The 18,295-nt window shown below is 71.1% G+C and carries 18 protein-coding genes and 2 pseudogenes; 9 read left to right on the top strand and 11 right to left on the bottom strand.

What is annotated here, in order from left to right:
- Positions 1-139: 139 nt before the first annotated feature.
- A complete protein-coding gene (locus ACFYR3_RS26285; protein WP_355852672.1) occupies positions 140-733 on the bottom strand; it encodes a hypothetical protein in 594 nt (197 codons plus the stop codon).
- Positions 734-1,071: 338 nt separating this feature from the next.
- Positions 1,072-1,647 carry a DUF5994 family protein gene (locus tag ACFYR3_RS26280; RefSeq protein WP_355852675.1) on the bottom strand — a complete coding sequence of 192 codons (576 nt, stop codon included), beginning with the start codon at positions 1,645-1,647 and terminating at the stop codon, positions 1,072-1,074.
- Positions 1,648-2,322: 675 nt separating this feature from the next.
- Here ACFYR3_RS26280 and ACFYR3_RS26275 point away from each other — a divergent pair.
- Positions 2,323-2,598 (top strand): hypothetical protein, encoded by a 276-nt coding sequence (locus ACFYR3_RS26275; protein WP_389284844.1) that lies wholly within the window; start codon positions 2,323-2,325, stop codon positions 2,596-2,598.
- Between the two features lie 467 nt (positions 2,599-3,065).
- Here the strand turns inward: ACFYR3_RS26275 and ACFYR3_RS26270 are convergent.
- The 3 genes and pseudogenes from ACFYR3_RS26270 to ACFYR3_RS26260 all read right to left on the bottom strand — a co-directional run bounded on the left by ACFYR3_RS26270 (position 3,066) and on the right by ACFYR3_RS26260 (position 5,160).
- Positions 3,066-3,775, bottom strand: a pseudogene (locus ACFYR3_RS26270) (GAF and ANTAR domain-containing protein).
- A gap of 184 nt (positions 3,776-3,959) precedes the next feature.
- On the bottom strand, positions 3,960-4,721 hold the full coding sequence (locus ACFYR3_RS26265) for an ANTAR domain-containing protein (RefSeq protein ID WP_389284843.1): 762 nt from the start codon (positions 4,719-4,721) through the stop codon (positions 3,960-3,962).
- Between the two features lie 13 nt (positions 4,722-4,734).
- Entirely contained in the window at positions 4,735-5,160 is a 426-nt protein-coding gene (locus tag ACFYR3_RS26260) for an STAS domain-containing protein (RefSeq protein WP_389284842.1), read from the bottom strand.
- A 451-nt stretch (positions 5,161-5,611) separates the two neighbouring features.
- Between ACFYR3_RS26260 and ACFYR3_RS26255 the strand changes: the two are divergent.
- Positions 5,612-5,707 (top strand): annotated as a pseudogene (locus tag ACFYR3_RS26255) (aldo/keto reductase); the annotation flags it as partial.
- Positions 5,708-5,947: 240 nt separating this feature from the next.
- On the opposite strand, the gene ACFYR3_RS26250 reads toward ACFYR3_RS26255, so the two are convergent.
- Positions 5,948-7,000, bottom strand: coding sequence for a sodium-dependent transporter (locus ACFYR3_RS26250; RefSeq protein WP_356784339.1), 1,053 nt, complete (start codon positions 6,998-7,000; stop codon positions 5,948-5,950).
- Positions 6,954-7,697, bottom strand: coding sequence for a phosphatase PAP2 family protein (locus ACFYR3_RS26245; protein WP_389284841.1), 744 nt, complete (start codon positions 7,695-7,697; stop codon positions 6,954-6,956). The genes ACFYR3_RS26250 and ACFYR3_RS26245 overlap by 47 nt, the downstream gene beginning before the upstream one ends.
- Positions 7,698-8,077: 380 nt before the next feature.
- Here ACFYR3_RS26245 and ACFYR3_RS26240 point away from each other — a divergent pair, with 380 nt between their 5' ends.
- Positions 8,078-8,470, top strand: a complete 393-nt coding sequence (locus ACFYR3_RS26240) for a VOC family protein (RefSeq protein ID WP_261707466.1) — start codon at positions 8,078-8,080, stop codon at positions 8,468-8,470.
- Between the two features lie 74 nt (positions 8,471-8,544).
- Positions 8,545-9,609 (top strand): adenosine deaminase, encoded by a 1,065-nt coding sequence (locus ACFYR3_RS26235; protein WP_355852686.1) that lies wholly within the window; start codon positions 8,545-8,547, stop codon positions 9,607-9,609.
- Positions 9,610-9,637: 28 nt separating this feature from the next.
- Here ACFYR3_RS26235 and ACFYR3_RS26230 read toward each other — a convergent pair whose 3' ends face one another.
- The gene (locus ACFYR3_RS26230; protein WP_355852689.1) at positions 9,638-10,147 is read right to left on the bottom strand and encodes a DUF664 domain-containing protein; all 510 of its coding nucleotides are present in this window, start codon (positions 10,145-10,147) and stop codon (positions 9,638-9,640) included.
- 142 nt (positions 10,148-10,289) lie between these two features.
- Positions 10,290-11,183: a LysR family transcriptional regulator gene (locus tag ACFYR3_RS26225; protein WP_389284840.1), complete on the bottom strand. Its 894-nt coding sequence runs from the start codon at positions 11,181-11,183 to the stop codon at positions 10,290-10,292.
- 146 nt (positions 11,184-11,329) lie between these two features.
- On the opposite strand from ACFYR3_RS26225, the gene mgrA reads away from it, so the two are divergent.
- Positions 11,330-12,322: an L-glyceraldehyde 3-phosphate reductase gene (mgrA, locus tag ACFYR3_RS26220; protein WP_355852694.1), complete on the top strand. Its 993-nt coding sequence runs from the start codon at positions 11,330-11,332 to the stop codon at positions 12,320-12,322.
- A 226-nt stretch (positions 12,323-12,548) separates the two neighbouring features.
- On the opposite strand, the gene ACFYR3_RS26215 is transcribed toward mgrA, so the two are convergent.
- Positions 12,549-12,836: a DUF1905 domain-containing protein gene (locus ACFYR3_RS26215; protein ID WP_355852697.1), complete on the bottom strand. Its 288-nt coding sequence runs from the start codon at positions 12,834-12,836 to the stop codon at positions 12,549-12,551.
- A 71-nt stretch (positions 12,837-12,907) separates the two neighbouring features.
- Complete coding sequence (locus ACFYR3_RS26210; protein ID WP_355852700.1) at positions 12,908-13,315, bottom strand: nuclear transport factor 2 family protein; 408 nt, start codon at positions 13,313-13,315, stop codon at positions 12,908-12,910.
- 358 nt (positions 13,316-13,673) lie between these two features.
- Here ACFYR3_RS26210 and ACFYR3_RS26205 point away from each other — a divergent pair, with 358 nt between their 5' ends.
- From ACFYR3_RS26205 to ACFYR3_RS26190, 4 genes are all read left to right on the top strand, one after another.
- Entirely contained in the window at positions 13,674-14,084 is a 411-nt protein-coding gene (locus tag ACFYR3_RS26205; RefSeq protein ID WP_328557338.1) for a hypothetical protein, read from the top strand.
- 68 nt (positions 14,085-14,152) lie between these two features.
- Positions 14,153-16,495, top strand: coding sequence for an FHA domain-containing protein (locus ACFYR3_RS26200; RefSeq protein WP_389284839.1), 2,343 nt, complete (start codon positions 14,153-14,155; stop codon positions 16,493-16,495).
- A 6-nt stretch (positions 16,496-16,501) separates the two neighbouring features.
- Positions 16,502-17,257 (top strand): hypothetical protein, encoded by a 756-nt coding sequence (locus ACFYR3_RS26195; protein WP_355852707.1) that lies wholly within the window; start codon positions 16,502-16,504, stop codon positions 17,255-17,257.
- A 34-nt stretch (positions 17,258-17,291) separates the two neighbouring features.
- The gene (locus tag ACFYR3_RS26190) at positions 17,292-18,290 is read left to right on the top strand and encodes a serine/threonine-protein kinase (RefSeq protein WP_355852710.1); all 999 of its coding nucleotides are present in this window, start codon (positions 17,292-17,294) and stop codon (positions 18,288-18,290) included.
- The last annotated feature ends 5 nt before the right edge of the window (positions 18,291-18,295 follow it).

The following is an 18,295-nucleotide window of genomic DNA, read 5'->3' as shown; positions in this document are numbered from 1 at the left end:
CCGGGCGCCCGCGCCACACGGGTGGCTCGTCCGTGTCCGGACCGACGGGGGAGCCTCTCTGCGCACGGGAGAGCGTGGGGCGGTACCACCCGTGCACGGCACCGCCGAGCGACGGCTCGCTTCGCGGGGCCGCGTCGGATCACCGCGGCGGCCTGCGGATCCACACCTCCCGAGCGGCCCTGGCCCGACCGGAACCGACGTCTGGTCCGGAGTCCGAACGGGCGTGGCAGTCGAGTTCGCCGAGCGTCGACCAGCCCCAGGCGCGCAGGGTCCCCGCCGCCGCGCTCTCGCGGCCGTCGTTGCCGGACCCGTCGACGGCCGCGACGACCAGATCGGTGTCGAGGCGGGACAGCAGCCACTCACCCAGGCGCGTCGCGATGCCGGTGCGGCGGTGGGCCGGCAGCACCATCAACTCGGCCAACAGAAACGTACGGCCCGAGGCGGTGAGTTCCTCGATGTCCGTGGGCAGCTCTCCTCGAAAGCCCGACCACCAGTCACCGGTTCGGGCGATCCGGAACCCGTAGGCGCAGCCGACCAGGCCGCCCATGTCGGCGACCGCCATGTCGAAGGCGGGGCGTTGCACATGCTGTTCGAAGCGGCTCAGAAAGCCCTGGCGGCCGCGGTATTCCGCCCCCGCAGCCCCGTGGTAGGCCGCCACATGGACGTCCGCCACGGCGTCCCGCTGCTGCTCGGCCTGCCATCGGGACAGCCTGCGCAAGTACACCTCTGCCATCTGAGCCTCTCCCCCCGGGGCCGTGGGACGGTCATCCCCGGACTCGGCATGGTGGCAGCAGGAGCCGACGGGGTAAACCAGGCGTTCGGCGCCGGGAGTTCAGCGCCCGGCCGACGTCCCGGGTGCGGAGCCGGGGGCCGGCCATGGCGGGTCTGGCGGAGCGTCCCGAAACTGGTTGCCCGACGGCCGGTCCGGGATGTTCCTTCCGGCCGGTGGGCCGCCGTACGCGCGAGGGCCGCTGCTCCCCGCGCGCTGTGCGCCGAGGCGCGTGATCACACGGGTGGCCACAACGACAAGGATCAGTATGGAGCTGAAGGCCACGGCGGTGACCGTGACGCTCACTTCGCCGTGATCAGGCGGCTCGGCCGGGCACCGGCTGTCCGGTGGCGGGAGATGACATCCCCGTCCTCCCAGGTGTCCTCGGAATCACGCTCCCGGTCAGCCACGGAACCGCCGTGGAGGGCGTGTTCCGCGGCCATGAGCGCGCTCGCGGTCGTGGGAGGGCCGGAGCTGTCGCTCGCGGCCGTCATCAGGCGTTCGGCCGCCGCGGCGTCGGCCTCCGGTGGTACCACCAGCAGGTTCCAGCTGCCCGTGGTGTGGGAAAGCACCAGGATCTTGTGGGGGTCCAGCTCCGTCGTGAACCAACGGACCTTCACCAGGTGACCGTTGACGGGAACGCTGCTCGCCATGGTCGGCCAGTACGTCGGGTTGACGGCGATCCGGGTGATCCGTCCGGACAGGGGGTCCAGTACGTCGGCCAGAGCGGAGAGTTCATGAGTGAGGTTCCGCGAGCGGGGCCACCAAGCACCATCGAGAGAGCCTCGGGACGTACTGACGGATTTCAGTGCGAGACGAGCGGTCGGAGCCCTGAAGGGCGCGATCCGCAGCGTGGGGTGGTCGGTGGTCGCGGACATCGCGGGCACCTGTCTCCCGGCCGCCGCTCGAGGTGGCGGCCCGGCGTCGTCACTCGCCGAGAACGACACGGGCATGGCGGCCGTGTGCGAAGTACTCTCGATGCCTCCACGTTACTCCCACGCCACGTCGGACGGACCCCCAGGACGACGGTGGCGAGGACGAGGAGAAGGAAGAGCGCCGTCGTCCGAACGCCTTCCTCCGACTGGACCGGGACGGACAGGACCGGACGTGCACACCGTCCCTTCCAGGCGCGGCACCCTCCCGAGGAGTGAGCCAACGGCTCCGGCGCAAACACGCCGGAGCCGCCCTTCCGGGCGGTTGCACGTGAGAGTGAACCAACCCAGAACCAACGGTACTGCGGTCCGTGCATTTCAGACATTTTTCCGGCATGGCATGGCATGGCACGGCACGGCAAGGCGCGGCACGGCGCGGCATGGTCGGCGGCAGTACATGCTCCCTCCACCGAGCCGTGCCGGGATCGCTGTACCGAGGCAGGGGGGCGGATCGCACGCCGGCCCTGCCCGTATTTCCTCAGCGGCCGCCAAGTGGCCGTCGACATACGGCAGTAGACGATGTGTCGCGCGCTACCGGCAGTCCTCGGGCAGGACTACGCTGTGGGGTGAGGCCCCAGTCCCCGGTACCGATGCTGTGTTCCGCTCTCGGGGAGGCCCGCTGTGTTCGTTCTGCTGCTCGTCCTGATCGTCGTCCTGTTCGGCTTCGGATTCCTGAACCCCATCTGGTGGGTCGCCGCGGCCGTGTTGGTCTTCGGAGCCACCCGATACGGCCGTGGTGGCGGTCGCCGGGGTCGTGGCGGCGGGTCGGACTTCGCCGAGTACCAGGACTACCGGGACCGCCGGGAGCGTCAGGACCGCTGGGACCGCCGCTACAACCGTCAGCACCGAGCGCGCTGGAACCGCGAGGACCGGCGGGACCGCGGGCGCCGCGGGTGACCCGTGCGGTGTCCGGGCGGGTGGACACCCTCTGCCGGCCGTGCCTGCCAGGTGCCGAAGCCGCCGCGAGGCGGGAACGCGTACGGCACGCCCTGTTCCGCTCGTCCTGCATCTGCTCTAGGCTCCCGACAGGGCAGGCGGGACTTCGTGTCGGGTTTCGACGGAACCGGCAAGTCCCCTCCCCAGGCTCCCAGCCCCCGAGTCGCGATCGAGGCCGGCCGGAGCCGCATCGTCGGAGTGCGCGGCTCCAGCTTCCGTCCTCCTGGCGTTTCCACTCGGGGTGCTCCCGCAACCCCGCCGCCGCGGAGGGCAGCGCGCGAGAACACGATGGCCCGGGGGGCCTCGCGTCCTTGCGACCACGGCCGCCGCCGCGCACCAGCGGCGGCGGCCGTCCGACCGTGAACCGGAGTCCGCGCATCACAGCCCGGGGAACCGGACAGGGCACCGCTGACAGGCCGTGGCCCTGGTCAGGACCGCAGGCCGGGGAGCGGCTCGGAGTCGTCGATGAACGCGCGGGCCAGGTCGGACAGGCGCCGGTTGTGAGCACGGGCGTAACCGCGCAGTGTGGTGAAGGCCTGCTCCATGTCGATGCCCCGGCGTTCGGCGAGCTTTCCCTTGGCCTGTTCGATCAGGACGCGGCTGTTCAGCGCGCTCTGCAGTTGCTCGTTGAGGACGGTGCTGCGGTGCGCTGTTGCACCAGGCTGATGGTGGCGACGTCGGCCAGGGCCTGGGCGAGCGGCATGGAGTCCGGGTCGAAGGGGCCGGGGTCGGTGCGAAAGAGGTTCAGCGCTCCGACGACCTCGTCCCGTAGCCGCATCGGCAGAGCCTGGACCGACCCGAACCCGCTGCGCTGGGCCGCCGCGACGAAGCGTGGCCAGCGATCGGCCTCCCCGCTCAGATCGGCGACGATCACCCGGGCGCCCGTACGGAAGCTGTCCAGGCAGGGCCCTTCGTCGTTCTGCAGCTGGAAGAGCTCCAGCAGGCGCACCTGCTCGCTGGAGGCGGCCATGACGCGGAGTTCGCCGTCGCGGTCCGCGAGCAGCACGCCTGCGGCACTCGCGCCGAGCATGCCCACACAGCGGTCGGTGAGCAGGCGCAGGAAATCGATCAGGTCGAAGTCGGCGACCAGGTTGTCCGCCAGCTCGACGAAGGTCTTGGCCAGGAGCCGCTGATTCATCGTGCACACCCTCCGTCGACTCTCGTCCCGGCCCGAATGCGGGGACGGGAAGCGCAACTCACTCTTCGTCCGGTCCATGGGATCGGTTCGCGGTCTGGTTCCCGTCCGCGATACTCGGGTTCGGCTTCTTGGTCCGGTTCCTTGGCCCGGTTCCTTGCTTCGGCTCCTTGGTCCGGCCGAGGCGTCACGCCTCATCGTCGGCCTGATCCGTGTCCGGGCCCGCGGGGAACATGAGCCGGTGGGTGACCACGTCGGCGGCCACCGCGGCGAGGCGGCGTCCTCTGGCGTAGGCGTACGCCCGCAGCCGGACGAAGGCTTCTTCGGCACCGACTTCGAGCTGGGCCGTGAGCATGCCCGTGGCCTGGTCGATCTCCGCCCGGTAGGCGCCCAGGTCCTCGAAGCGACCGTCCGCCGACCATTCGTCCGCCAGGCCCGCCTCCCCGTCGATCCGGGAGTCGAGCAGGACCAGAGTGGCGGTGTCGGCGAAAGCCAGCGCGTCCGCCAGCTCCTCCGCGTTCAACCGGCCCGGGTCTTGCGAGTACAGGTCCAGGACTCCGGGGCTGATCGCCCCCATCTGCAGAGGGAAGGCGAAGACGGCGCGTGCCCCGGCCTTCGCGGCCGCGCCGGCGAACACGGCCCAGCGGTCCTGCACTTCAGCGGTGAGCAGATCGGGCGTCAGTACGGCCGAGCCCTGTGCGAAGGCATCCACGCAAGGCCCCTCGCCCAAGGTGAGCTGGAGTTCCTCCAACTGCTCGCTGACATCGTCGGTGCTGCACAACGGATGGCTTGCCGCGGATCTGGACATCGCGGAGAGTCCGGCCCCGCCGACCGGGAGCGCGGCCACCGCCGCGGTGCACACGTCCACCACGCCGACCCGGGCACCCCGCCGGGCCGCCTGTTCGGCGACCAGTGACTGGATCCGGGCCGACCTGCTGTGGGACTTCACCCGGGCCACCGGGTCACAGCACACCGCCCGCGAGGACAGGTACGGGCGGAACCGGCCGACGCGGCGGGACCGGAGACCTGGTGGCCGGGGTGTTCCTGGGACGAGAAGGCCGATGCCCGAACGGCGGGTCCACGAGCAGGAAAGCGCAGCCGACGATGTCCACCATGAGACCCAGCGTCCGCGGTGGATGGTGCAGTCGGAGCGTCCCCCCGGCCGCGGCGATGCGCTGTGAGGCGTGGAGGAAGGCGTTGAGGGCGCTGCAGTCGCAGAAGGTCACGGGCGTGAGGTCGACATCGATGGCGCGGATGCCGTCGCGCAGGCACCCTTCCAGTGATGCGCCCACCAAGGGCGCCGTCTCCAGGTCGATCTCGCCGACCAGCGTGATCAGTGCCCGTTCATTTCGGTCGTGACGGTAGATGGCGAGCGGCGGAAGGGGCATGACGCCTCGGTTCGGAAGACCGTCCGGCAGGGGATTCGGCGGCGCAGGGATCCCGGCGTCGCCGACCCACTTCCGGCAGCGGAGTACTTTCGGCGGAGGTCGGGCAACGGCCGACTCGCCGGCCTGTGCGGCAGGATTGCGGACCCACCCGATTTCCTCCAGGGACGTGCCGGGCTACGGGCGAAGGGCCCGCTTCCCGCGGCGATCTGCGCTCGGCAACGACATGCCGCCGGGGTCTGGGACGTCTGCACAGCAGGGTAGTCCTCGCCCGACGGAACGGACGGTCGGTACGGCTCAATCCCAGCATGTGGACAGTGTTGAGGCTCGGTGTCGAGCCCATGTCCTTTGCGTAGCACGGTACTTGGGAGTTGGTACGGCGGGCTGCCCGATGCCGTGGGATGTCCTACGACCGTTCGCCACGGCTCCGCGGACGGCCTGCGAAACTGCCGCGATGACCGCAGAAACGATCACCGCGGCGGCCGCGGGCACCTGGACGCTTGGCGAACTCGCCGTCAATCGCGTCGGATTCGGCGCGACGCGGTTGACGGACGCGGAGCTCGCCGGCCTCGACGTGCTGCAGGCCCGGTGTGTCGGGGACGAATTACGCGGAGGGAGCCCTTGCCCTGCCGGGGCAGGGGCTCCCTCAGCCCGAGCCCGAGCCCGAGCCCGAGCCCGAGCCCGAGCCCGAGCCCGAGCCCGAGCCCGAGCCCGAGCCCGAGCCCGAGCCCGAGCCCGAGCCCGAGCGCGGACTCGATCAGCGGACAGTGGCGCGGTGGATCCGACCCCTTCAGGTCCGTGCACGAGAGCGTCCTCCGGCCCGTACGACCCGCCCCGCGGCCACTTTCTGCAACAGGCTGTAGACCAGCACCGGCAGCAGTACGTGCGGCCGGTCGGGCAGTGTCGTCGTGATCAGGACGGCGCCGGCGCTGCTGTTGTTCATCCCGCAGGCCAGGGTGACGGACGCGCCCGCGGGTGCGTCGAGGCGCAGTGCGCGGGCGGTGACCAGGCCCAGCGCGAACGACAGCCCGCAGACCGTGGCGGCGACGGCCACCGCGGCCGTGAACAGGACCGGCTCGGGGTGGGCGAGGAACGGGCCGAGAGCTCCGCTCGCGTTGACGTACGTCAGGAGCAACGAGGCCAGTATCGCCGCGGGAACCGCCGCACCGAGCAGGAGGGCCGTCGGGCGGCGGGGCAGTACCAGCCGGCACAGGATTCCGGCGCCGCACGGCAGCAGTACGCCCGTGAGGGCGAAACCGCTGCCCGCGGTCCGGGCCGCTTCCGTCAGTGAGCCCGCGTACGTGCCGTGCAGCAGTGGGCACAGCGTCGTCAAGGTCACCGGGACGGTGATCGGACTGACGATCGTGGACGCCAGGACGAGGCCCACCGCCGTCGGCTGGCAGCCCTCCCCCTTGCCGGTCCACACCGTTGCCCCCGCCGCCACCGGCATCGCCACGATCAGGATCATCGCCGTGACCAGCCCGCTGCCCCCGTCACTGTCGGGGGACTGCCGGAGCGCGAACGCGACCCCTGGGATGATCACCAGGGGTGCGACGAGATGCAGGGCGAGGCCCGTCAGCAGTGCCGTGGGACGGCCGAGAAGCGCGCGCAGTTCGCTCAGCGGCACTTGCAGTCCGGCTGTGAACAGGACCAGGGACAGCAGGAACGGTGCTGTTCTGAAGGGGAATTCGAGCATTCCGGCCGGGCCGAGCCAGTGGGTGCGGCGAAGCCACAGGCCCGGGGCGGGCACTGTCGCGGCGGCCAGATAGGCGATGCCCACCGCCCGGCCGAGATGGCTACGGAGCAGAGTGAGGAGGGACGTCGCGCTGGTCGTGGGGTGCATCGTGGCGCTCTTCCGTCGTGGGGCCTGGGCGGAGACGGGGCGCCGATATAGCGGAGTGAGCGCGGGGGAGGAACCGCGCGAGGACGTACAGGAGCAGGCTCAGCCAGCAGATGGCGAACAGCCAGCCGCCCACGACGTCGGAGAACCAGTGAACACCCAGGTAGACGCGGGAGAGTCCGACCAGCACGGCCCAGCCGCCGATGAGCAGGACGAGGGTTCTCTTGCACCGCGGGGCGCGGGTGAGCACCGCGAGGACGAGCAGTCCGGCGGTGACGGCGGAGGTGGTGGTGTGACCGGAGGGGAAGGACCAGCCCGAGGCGTGGGTGGCCCAGTCCGCCATCGGGGGCCGGGGGCGGGCGACCAGCGACATCACGGTGTACCGCACGGCCTGCGCGGCGGCCAGACAGCCCACGCAGGCGGCGACGGCGCCGACCCGCTGCCGAGCCGTCCGTCCGAGAATGAGGCCGGCGAGGACCACCAGGGCGTACGCGGTGACTCCGGTGCCGGTGTACGTCACGCCGCGTGCCAGGGCGAGCGCCACGTCCGGGCGGTGCGCGAGCGACCAGGAGGCGAGCTTCTCGTCGCCGAACAAAGGGGCACCGTCGTGGCCGGTCACGATCAGCGTCAGCAGTACGAACGCGACCAGGCTTCCCACAGCCGTCGAACCGGCGATGTCGCCGGTGTCGTCGCGCTTCACGGCCGAGCCGGAGGGGCATCGGCCTCGCGTGCGGGTGCGACGCCCGGGGCGGCGGACATGGGTGTGGCCCCTTTCCATGGCAGGCGCGCACGCGGCAGGACACGTCGCCCGCGCCGACTGCGTTGCAGTGATCGTCTACACAACTGTAGACGATTGGGGGCCGGGATCGTTCCCGTATCGCCCGATGAAGATCGCCGCGGTGGATTCCGATGAAGATCGCTCCGTGGTGTCCGGTGGAGATCGCCGCCGTGCGCGCCGGCGGGAATCGCTGCCGCGCCGGCTGCCGGAGAGTGCCGCCGCACCCCCCCGACGGAGGTCTCCATCAGGCCCTCGACGGGATGCCGTACCCTGCGTGTTACGTATAACCCTGGAGAGGTCCGATGAGACGCATCGCCCTGGTCACCCTCGTCGTCGACGACTACGACGAGGCCATCCGCCACTACACCGAAGCCCTCGGCTTCCGCCTCGTCGAGGACACCCCGAGGCCCGACGGCTCCCGCTGGGTCGTCGTCGAGCCGGGCACGGACGGCGGCGGAAGCGGACTGCTGCTGGCCCGGGCCAAGGACGAGGCCCAGCGCGGCCGGGTCGGCGACCAGACCGGCGGACGCGTCGGCTTCTTCCTGCACACCGACGACTTCGCCCGCGACCACGCCCGGATGCGCGCCGCGGGCGTCACCTTCCTGGAGGAGCCGCGTCACGAGCCGTACGGCTCGGTCGTCGTCTTCCAGGATCTGTACGGCAACCGCTGGGACCTGCTCCAGCCCGCCGGCTGACCGGGGCTTCCCGCACCACTCCGCGTCTTTCCGCACGCTCCCGACCCGAACCGACCTGCCGAGGAACACCGCACATGACCGCGCCCCGCATCGACATCGACACGATCCGCCGCCTGCCCAAGGTGGTCCTGCACGACCACCTCGACGGCGGTCTGCGCCCGGCCACCCTGGTCGAGCTCGCGGAGAAGGTCGGCCACACCCTGCCCACCACGGACCCGCAGGCACTGGCCGACTGGTACTACGAGGCCGCCAACTCCGGTGACCTGGTGCGCTACATAGCCACCTTCGAGCACACCCTCGCCGTGATGCAGTCCCGCGAGGGCCTGCTGCGCACGGCCGAGGAGTACGTACTCGACCTCGCGGAGGACGGTGTCGTCTACGGCGAGGTGCGGTACGCGCCCGAGCTGATGGTGAACGGCGGACTCACCCTGCCCGAGGTCGTCGAGGCGGTGCAGGAGGGCCTCGCGGCCGGTATGGCCAAGGCGGCCGCCGCGGGCACCCCGGTGCGCGTCGGCACCCTGCTGTGCGGCATGCGGATGTTCGACCGCACCCGGGAGATCGCCGACCTCGCGGTGGCGTTCCGGGACGCCGGAGTCGTCGGCTTCGACATCGCGGGCGCCGAGGACGGCTTCCCGCCCGCCGACCACCTGGCCGCCTTCGAGCACCTGCGGCGCGAGAGCGTCCCGTTCACCATCCACGCCGGTGAGGCCCACGGCCTGCCCAGCATCCACCAGGCCCTCCAGGTCTGCGGCGCCCAGCGCATCGGCCATGGCGTCCGCATCACCGAGGACATCGTGGACGGCAAGCTCGGCCGCCTCGCGGGATGGGTCCGCGACCGCCGTATCGCCCTGGAGATGTGCCCGACCTCCAACCTCCAGACCGGAGCGGCCACCTCCATCGCCGAGCACCCCATCACCGCCCTGCGCGACCTGGGCTTCCGCGTCACCCTCAACACCGACAACCGGCTGGTGTCGGGGACGACGATGACCCGGGAGATGTCGCTGCTCGTCGAGGAGGCCGGCTGGGGCATCGAGGATCTGCGCACCGTCACGGTGAACGCCGTCAAGAGCGCGTTCATCCCCTACGACGAGCGCAAGGCACTCATCGAGGACGTCGTGCTTCCCGGCTACGCCTGCTGAACGAGTCCGAGGGCATGGCGCTGCCGGGCTACGCCTGCTGAACCAGTCCGCGTACGTAGGCGGCCTGTCCGACGTGCTGGAGATCGTCGGACAGGACGCTGACCAGGCGTACGCCCAGGGTGACCGGCGGGTCCCAGCGTTCGTCCACGACCCGCTCGAAGTCCTGGGCGGTCAGCCCGCCGATGAACGCGACGGTCCGCTCGTGAACGGCGTCGTAGTAGCCGAGCAGCAGGTCACCCGACTCCACCCGTACCCGGGCGACCTTCGCGGAGGTGTGGCCGTACCCGGTGTCGCGCCGCGGCAGGTCGAGCCCGAAGCGCTTGGCCCAGTCGTCCGTGAGCCAGACCTGCTCGGTTCCGGCGGCTTCGGCGACATGGTCGTCCTGGACGCGGGTCAGGTGCCAGACCAGCCAGGAGATCGAGTTGGCGGTTTCGCTGGGGCGGGCGTTGAGGTCGTCCGGCGGGAGGCCGTCGACGGCGGCATGGACTTCTTCCCGGATGCGGCTGAATCCGTCGATGAGGATGTCCTTTGCGAGCATGGATCCACCATCGCGCATCGCGCCCGTGCCTGCGCCCGGAACCCCGCACGTTGGGCCCGCTGATGTGTCCGCGACACCCAGTCCCGGCGTCCGCTCACCCGTGCGCGGTCGTGTCGGGCGGCAGCAGGGTGGCCGGGTGCGCTCAGACGCCGTCCCGGGAGGTGACGAGGAGCGTCATCAGGGCCCGCGCCGCCGGGCTCGTGGCCTCCGGTGGCGGGAGCATGGCCACGGTCTCGTACGACGCTTCGACGGGGCCCTTGAAGGGGAGCGCGGTGAGGGCGCGGGCCTCGCGCTTGAGACCGAAGTGACGTGGTACGACGGCGATTCCGAGCCCCTCGTGGACGAGCTCCAGAAGGCTGTGGACGTCGTTGACCTCCAGGGTCACCGTCCGCTGCACACCCGCCGCCGCGAACGCCGCGTCGGTGGTGCGCCGCGGGCCCCAGTCGGGGTGGAAGTCGACGAAGGCCTCCTCGCCCAGTTCCTCGGGTGTCACCACGGCGGCGGTGGCGAGACGGTGCTCCGGGTGGCAGAGCACGGTCATCGGCTCACCGGCCAGCGGGACCGACCGCAGGTGCTCGGAGTCGGCCCGCGTCCGCACGGCGAAGGCCAGGTCGAGACGGCCCGCCGCGACCTCCTCCGCCAGCGCTTCGGAACCCGCCTGCCGCAGCCGGATCTCCACGTCCGGATGGCGCCGCCGGAACGCGGCGAGCAGCTTGGCACAGTGCACGCCCGCGATGCACTGTTCGGTGCCGAGGGACAGAGTGCCGCGCAGCACGCCCTGCACGGCGGCCACGGCGTCGTGCGCCGAACGCACCTGGGCGAGGATCCGCTCCGCCTCGACGAACAGGGCGCGACCGGCCTCCGTGAGGGTGACCCGGCGGGTCGTACGGACGAACAGCGGCGCCTGGAGCTCCCGCTCCAGCGCGCGGATCGACGACGACAGGCCCGACTGCGACACCATCAGCCGCTCCGCCGCCCGGGTGAAGTGCCGGTCCTCGGCGACGGCGACGAAGTGCTGAAGATGGCGCAGTTCCATGGGGCACAAGCCTAAGGGCCGAGGTGAGGGCGTCGGTACCGATTGAGAAGCGGGATCGCTCAATGCCATCCGATCCTCCCGTTGGACCGCCGCCCACGGGCGCGCGAGAGTGGAGGCCTGTTTCCCCGGCCTCCCAGGAGTACGCGTTGTACACCGCACACCCCGACCGTTACGCGGAGATGCCCTACCGGCGCACCGGACGCAGCGGCCTGAAGCTCCCCGCGCTGTCGCTCGGCCTGTGGCACAACTTCGGCCCCGACCGGCCCGTGGACATCCAGCGCGCGATCCTGCGCCGCGCCTTCGACCTCGGCGTCACGCACTTCGACCTGGCGAACAACTACGGCCCGCCGCCCGGCGCCGCCGAGTCCGCCCTCGGTGACGCCCTGAAGGCCGACTTCACGCACCACCGCGACGAGCTGATCGTCTCGACCAAGGCCGGATACCTGATGTGGCCGGGTCCGTACGGCGAATGGGGCTCGCGCAAGTACCTGCTGTCCTCGCTCGACCAGAGCCTGGGCCGGATGGGCCTCGACTACGTCGACATCTTCTACTCGCACCGCCCCGACCCGGAGACTCCCCTGGAGGAGACGATGGGCGCCCTGCACTCGGCGGTCCAGCAGGGCAAGGCGCTGTACGTCGGCGTCTCGAACTACTCGGCGGAGCAGACCCGCGACGCCGCCCGGATCCTGGCCGAGCTGGGCACCCCGCTGCTCATCCACCAGCCGCGCTACTCGATGCTCGACCGCCGCCCCGAGGAGGAGGGCCTGCTCGACGCGCTCGACGAGCTCCAAGTGGGTTCCATCGCGTACTCGCCGCTGGAGCAGGGCCTGCTCACCGGCCGCTACCTCGACGGCATCCCGGAGGACTCGCGGGCCGCGAGCGACAGTCCGTTCCTGAGTGCGGACAAGGTCACCGAGGACCTCGTGGGCCGGCTGCGTACCCTCGACGAGATCGCCAGGTCACGCGGCCAGTCGCTGGCCCAGCTCGCGCTGGCCTGGGTGCTGCGCGGCGGCCGGGTCACCTCCGCGCTGATCGGCGCGAGCAGCCCGCGGCAGCTGGAGGACAGCGTCGCGGCCATCGGCAACCTGGAGTTCACCGAGGACGAGCTCGCCCGGATCGACGCGGTCGTCAAGGTGTAGGGCCTACGGCGGCCGGCGGGCCGCCAGGTGTTCGCCGAGGTCCCTGACGCGGTGCCCGTCCGCATCAGGGACCTCGCGGTCGGCGGCCACCGGCGCGGCCCCCTCGGCGGCCACCGGCGCGGATCATCGGACGGCCACCGCCCGGCCACCGGCGCGGATCATCGGACGGCCGCCGCCCGGCCACCTGCGCGGTCGCGGGCGCGGGCGTCGCCCCCCGCGCCGGCCGTTAGGCGGTGAGCCGTTCCTTCAGGCGTACGGTCACCGTGTCGCCCTCCTCCTTCCCGATCGCCTTGCGCACATCGGCCTTGACCGGCAGTTTGTGGGTGCCGTCGCCGAGTGCCATGAACGAGCTGCGGAAGGGGTGGCCGTCGATCGTGCCGCTGACCTTGACCAGTCCCCGGGTTCCGAAGAACGCGACTGACTCGGGCCAGACCACGTACGTCCAGCCGCCTGTCTCGGGGCTCTTGCGCAGCACCGCGGTGAATTCCGCTTCGAGCCTGCTCGCCGTGCTCATGTGGTCCTCCCGGTCCGGTGGCCGTCATCCGATGCTCGTCCTCTTCAAGAGACCACCGGAAGCGGGAAAACTCATCGCGAGCGGCCGGGTTCCGCCCCGGCTCGGGCCGGGACGCGGTCCAGGAATCCCTGCACGCTCCGGATCCGGCCCTCGCCGTCCAGGACGATCACGTCGAATCCGGCGACTGGCGCGGATCCGTCCGTCTCGTCGACCAGCTCCCAGCCGAAGCGGGCCGTGTCGTGGTGGCCGTCGACCGCGCCCAGCAGGCGGAAGGCGAAGCCGGGGAACTGCTCGTGCGCCGCCGTGATCACGGCCGCGATCCCCTCGTGCCCGCGGACGTCGGTGAGCGGGTCGGTGTACGTGCCGTCCGCGGTCCAGGCGGCGGCCACCGCTTTTGTCAGCGTGTCCCGCCCGCCCGCGTTCCAGGCCTCGAAGTAGCGGGTGACGGCGGTCTCGTAGCGGTCGGTGTTCGCGGACATGGTGAACCAGCCTCCATCGAGGAACGTATTCATGGCCAGGGTCCGTATCCCGAGCGGGAGTTGCGGCTCCGGATGCGATACGACCACCCTGGCGGGCGCCCCTCGGAGCGTCGATTACCTGCGGGGTCATGCCGCGGCCCAGGAGGCCCGGGACACGGGCGGTGCCGTTTCGGCCAAACCCGGCGGCGAATATGCCAAGAGACTGGCTGGAATCACATGGTGACAGTGTGTCAGTAGTGACGATACTCAATCAGTAGGGCAATTCAGCCACGCCCGTGCACCAGCACGGTGCACTGCATATGAGCCGCAGGGAAAGTGAGGCCGGACCGGCGACGAGCGACGCCAATGGGGGAACAACGTGCACGACGAATTCCTGTGCCATGTCACCGCGTACGGCATCTGCGGCGGTCAGCGAGTCGGCGTACCCCTGGGCACCTATCGCGCGCCGACCCTCGCGCTGGCCCTGTGGTGGATGCGGGACCGGGCGGCCTGGATGGCCGAACGACTCGATCCGCAGCCGGAGGACCCCACGTTTCCGCCCAACTCGATCGCGCCGGTGGGGGAGAGCGTTCCCGACGTTCCGACGATGTTGCGTGCCTGGTGCGGTGACTCTGAGCAACAGGAGCTGGTCGCCGAGGAGTTGGCCGCGGGAAAACTCGTGCGTGTCTCCACCAACGACGACACCACCGAATACGAACTGCTCGCGGAATCGGTGGACGCCCTGCGCATGCACCGCACCGCCGCGGTGCTCGGCATCTCCGCCGCCTGACCTCTGGCGCGCTCCGGCCGTGCAAAGCTGATCAGGCGCACATGTGGGCGAATCGTTAGAATTCTGGCATGGCGGAGAGGCAGATCGCGGCGACTGCACCCGAGCTCGTCCTCGAAACCGAGACGGGCTCGACGGTGATGAGTCCGAACCACGATTACCACGTCGGGCGCGATCCCCTGTGCGACGTCGTGATCGACGACGTCCGGGTCTCGTGGCACCACGCGGTGCTGCGGCCCCAGGCCGATCACTGGACGCTGGAGGACGAGAACAGCACGAACGGCACGTACGCCGACGGCCGGCGCGTCCACGAGTGGGGTGTCGGACCCGGCAGCGTCATCCGCTTCGGCAGTCCCGCCGACGGCCCGCGCGCCGTGCTCGTCCGCCACCCGCCACCTGCCGCGGAGCGCCCCTCGGCCGTCTCCATGCCGGCCGCCACCAGCACCTTCAGACAGCCGACCACCGTACGGCCGCTGCCCTCCCGCACCGTCCGTATCGGCCGCGGCGCCGACAACGACCTGGTCATCGACGACCTGATCGTCTCCCGGAGCCACGCCGAACTGCAGGCCCGGCCCGACGGGACGTTCGAGATCGTCGACCTCGGCAGCCACAACGGCACGTTCCTCAACGGCCAGCCGGTCGAGCGCGCCCCGGTCGCACCGGGTGACATCGTCGGCATCGGACACTCCGCGTTCTGCCTCGTCGGCGACCAGCTGCAGGAGTACGTCGACAGCGGAGAGATCTCCCTCGACGTGCAGGACCTCACCGTCGAGGTGGACAAGGGCCGCAAGACGCTTCTGGACCAGGTGTCCTTTCCCGTCGGCGAGAAATGTCTGCTCGCCGTCGTCGGCCCGAGCGGTGCCGGAAAGTCCACGCTCCTGAACGCGCTCACCGGACAGCGGCCGGCCGACCACGGCACGGTGCTCTACGACGGCCGTGACCTCTACCGGGACTACGCCGAGCTGCGCCAGCGGATCGGACTCGTCCCGCAGGACGACATCCTGCACGCTCAGCTGACCGTCCGCCGCGCGCTCACCTACGCCGCCGAACTGCGCTTTCCGCAGGACACGGCCAAGGAGGAGCGCCGGGCGCGGGTCGACGAGGTGATCGGCGAGCTGGGTCTGGAGCAGCGCGCCGACCAGCCCATCCACAGTCTGTCGGGCGGACAGCGCAAGCGCGTCAGCGTGGCCCTGGAGCTGCTGACCAAGCCGTCGCTGCTCTTCCTCGACGAACCGACCTCCGGTCTCGACCCGGGCATGGACCGTTCGGTGATGCACATGCTGCGCGGCCTCGCCGACGACGGCCGTACCGTCATCGTGGTCACCCACAGCGTGCTCAGCCTGGACGTCTGCGACCGGCTCCTGGTCCTCGCGCCCGGCGGCAAGGTCGCCTACTACGGGCCGCCCGACGACACCCTGGCCTTCTTCGGCTACCGGCAGTGGCCCGAGGCGTTCGAGGCCTTCGAGCGGGACACGGACCGGGCCTGGGCGGAGGAGTACCGGGACTCGCCGTTCCATCGCCAGTACATCGACAAGTCCACCTCGCAGCCGAGGTTGCCGGACGCCGCCACCGGGGCGCTCGTCGGACCGCCGCCCAAGGCCCAGAGCTGGGGGTCCCAGCTGCGTACCCTGGTCCGCCGGTACGCGGCAGCGCTGGGCGCCGACCGGACCTTCCTCGCGATCATGATCGCCCTGCCGTTCGTGATGGGCGCGATGGCACGGGCGCTGGCCGGCGGAAAGCTGACCCGGGACACCGCGATGAACGCGCTGCTCATCCTGTGTGTCGGCGGTGTGCTGACCGGAGCGGCCAACGCGGTGCGGGAACTCGTCAAGGAGCGGACGATCTACCAGCGAGAACGGGCCGTCGGCCTGTCCAGATCGGCGTACCTGATGTCCAAGGTCGTCGTCCTCGGCACCATCACCGTGCTCCAGGCCGTCGTGCTCACCCTCGTCGCCCTGTTCGGCGTCGATCTCAACGCCCCCGGCGGCAAAGGCGTTCTCATGCCACCGCTCGTCGAGATCACGCTGGCGGTGGCCCTGCTCGCCTTCACCGCGATGATGCTCGGTCTCCTCGTCTCCGCCGTGGTGCGCAAGGAGGAGGTGACGATGCCGCTGCTCGTGCTGCTGGCCATCGTCCAGGTGGTGTTCTGCGGCGCCCTGCTGAAGCTGAACGGCGTGCCAGGCATCGAGCAATTGTCCTGGCTGGTGCCCTCCCGCTGGGCCCTGGGCGCGATGGCCGGGACCATCGGCCTCTCCCGGATCGTCCCCGGCGACCTGACCGGCGACCCGCTGTTCCGGCACTCGACCGGCGTCTGGCTCCTCAACATGGGGATGCTGATCGTGCTCTCCGTCGTCTTCGGCTGGCTGGTGGCCCGGCTGCTGCGGCGGCACGAGCCCGCGGTCATGCGGAAGTAGGCGCCGATGACGAGCCCCGACTTCCGCCCGACGCATGTCGTTCCGCAGGACGGGCTGCCCGCCTGGGAGTCGCCGGACCCCTCCCGGCCCACCGCCCCCCTCGACGCGCTGCTGCCAGTCGAGCTCGTCGACCGGCTCGGGGACTGGGGGCGGGTCGTCTGCGCGAACGGCTGGTCGGCCTGGGTCGACGGCCGCCTGCTGATCGCCGTCCCGCAGGTACCGCCGGCGGCGACGCGTCCGCTCGCCCGCACGGCCGATCCGCGCCCCCTGCTGGCCCGGGTCGAGGAGGCGCTCTCCGAGTACAGGAAGGCCGCTGAGGAACTGGCGTCCGGGCAGCTCGAGGCGGAGAGCTTCCGGGCCCGGACGCAGGGCAGCCGGATCGGTGTGGTCGTCGACGGCGAGTCGCTGTGGCTGTACGACGGCGAGCACGAGCGGTGGGTGTACTGCGACGGGACGCGGCTGAGCACCTTCGCCGCCGAGCGCACTCCCGGGACCGCCCGACCCCGGACGGCTCGGCAGCCAGGCGCACAGGACCCGGAGCGTGACCGGGGCCCGGAGCGGGACCGGGACTGGGACCGGGAGCGGGATCGAAATCGAGACCTGGGGCGGGAGCCGGGGCCGAGGAAGGCGCACGAGCATGCGGCGGATCCGACGCGGATCGTGAGGGAAGTCGCCCCCGGCGGACCTCCCGGCGGACCTCCCGGCGGCCACGAACCCACCCGACTGGTCACCTTCGAAGACGACGACCGGGGCGAGGACTGATGGACGGCGCCGGGCGCCACCGGGGTGACGGTTGATGGACGAAGAATCCCGTCGCGACACCGGCCTGGTCTCGGGGCGGCCCTCCGATCTGATCGGACGGCAGATCGCGGGCTACCGGATCGAGCGGGAGATCGGCCGCGGTGGCATGGCCGTCGTCTACCAGGCCAAGGATCTGCGCCTGGACCGCACGGTCGCCCTCAAGCTGCTCGCCCCGGAACTCGCCCGCAACGACACCTTCCGCGGCCGCTTCACCCACGAGTCACGGGTGGCCGCCGCCATCGACCACCCGCACATCGTGCCCGTCTTCGAGGCGGGCGAGACGGACGGTGTCCTCTACATCGCCATGCGCTACGTCGCCGGCCGCGACCTGCGTCATCTCCTCGACCGCGAGGGGCCGTTGCCGGTCGCGGTGGCCGCCCGGATCGCCCTCCAGGTCGCCTCGGCACTGGACGCGGCCCACGACCACGGCCTGGTGCACCGGGACGTGAAGCCCGGCAACATCCTGGTGGCCCAGGGCACCGACAGCGACCATCCCGAACACGTCTATCTCACGGACTTCGGGCTGACCAAGAAGTCCCTGTCACTGACCGGGTTCACGAGCGTCGGACAGTTCGTCGGCACCCTGGACTACGTGGCGCCGGAGCAGATCTCCGGCAAGCCGGTCGACGGCCGCTGCGACGTCTACAGCCTCGGCTGTGTCGTCTACGAGACGATGGCCGGCAAGCCGCCCTTCCAGCGCGACGACGACATGGCGTTGCTGTGGGCGCACCAGTACGACCAGCCGCCGGCCTTGACCACCAAGCGTCCCGACATCCCGGACGCGGTCGACGCCGTTCTCGCGAAGGCGCTGTCCAAGAGCCCCGACGACCGGTACGACTCGTGCCTGGCCTTCGTCAGCGCGCTGCGCATCGCCGCACGCGGTCAGGTGACCGGGGGCGGCACCGGGTCGCGGACGGACGCCGAGGCCGCACCGGGGCACCCCGGGCCACCGCCGGAGCCACCCGCCTGGGCCCGGCCGGTGTTCCGGCGCTGACGCGA

Origin of the sequence: Streptomyces sp. NPDC005784 (assembly GCF_042871525.1) — a bacterium.
Lineage (GTDB): Bacteria > Actinomycetota > Actinomycetes > Streptomycetales > Streptomycetaceae > Streptomyces.
This window is presented reverse-complemented; position numbering and strand designations above follow the sequence as displayed.

Coding starts and splice junctions, on each gene's coding strand:
- ACFYR3_RS26285 (WP_355852672.1), bottom strand. CDS start 733: ATGGCAGAGGTGTACTTGCGCAGGCTGTCCCGATGGCAGGCCGAGCAG.
- ACFYR3_RS26280 (WP_355852675.1), bottom strand. CDS start 1,647: ATGTCCGCGACCACCGACCACCCCACGCTGCGGATCGCGCCCTTCAGG.
- ACFYR3_RS26260 (WP_389284842.1), bottom strand. CDS start 5,160: ATGCCCCTTCCGCCGCTCGCCATCTACCGTCACGACCGAAATGAACGG.
- ACFYR3_RS26250 (WP_356784339.1), bottom strand. CDS start 7,000: ATGCACCCCACGACCAGCGCGACGTCCCTCCTCACTCTGCTCCGTAGC.
- ACFYR3_RS26240 (WP_261707466.1), top strand. CDS start 8,078: ATGAGACGCATCGCCCTGGTCACCCTCGTCGTCGACGACTACGACGAG.
- ACFYR3_RS26235 (WP_355852686.1), top strand. CDS start 8,545: ATGACCGCGCCCCGCATCGACATCGACACGATCCGCCGCCTGCCCAAG.
- ACFYR3_RS26230 (WP_355852689.1), bottom strand. CDS start 10,147: ATGCTCGCAAAGGACATCCTCATCGACGGATTCAGCCGCATCCGGGAA.
- ACFYR3_RS26225 (WP_389284840.1), bottom strand. CDS start 11,183: ATGGAACTGCGCCATCTTCAGCACTTCGTCGCCGTCGCCGAGGACCGG.
- ACFYR3_RS26215 (WP_355852697.1), bottom strand. CDS start 12,836: ATGAGCACGGCGAGCAGGCTCGAAGCGGAATTCACCGCGGTGCTGCGC.
- ACFYR3_RS26210 (WP_355852700.1), bottom strand. CDS start 13,315: ATGTCCGCGAACACCGACCGCTACGAGACCGCCGTCACCCGCTACTTC.
- ACFYR3_RS26200 (WP_389284839.1), top strand. CDS start 14,153: ATGGCGGAGAGGCAGATCGCGGCGACTGCACCCGAGCTCGTCCTCGAA.
- ACFYR3_RS26195 (WP_355852707.1), top strand. CDS start 16,502: ATGACGAGCCCCGACTTCCGCCCGACGCATGTCGTTCCGCAGGACGGG.
- ACFYR3_RS26190 (WP_355852710.1), top strand. CDS start 17,292: ATGGACGAAGAATCCCGTCGCGACACCGGCCTGGTCTCGGGGCGGCCC.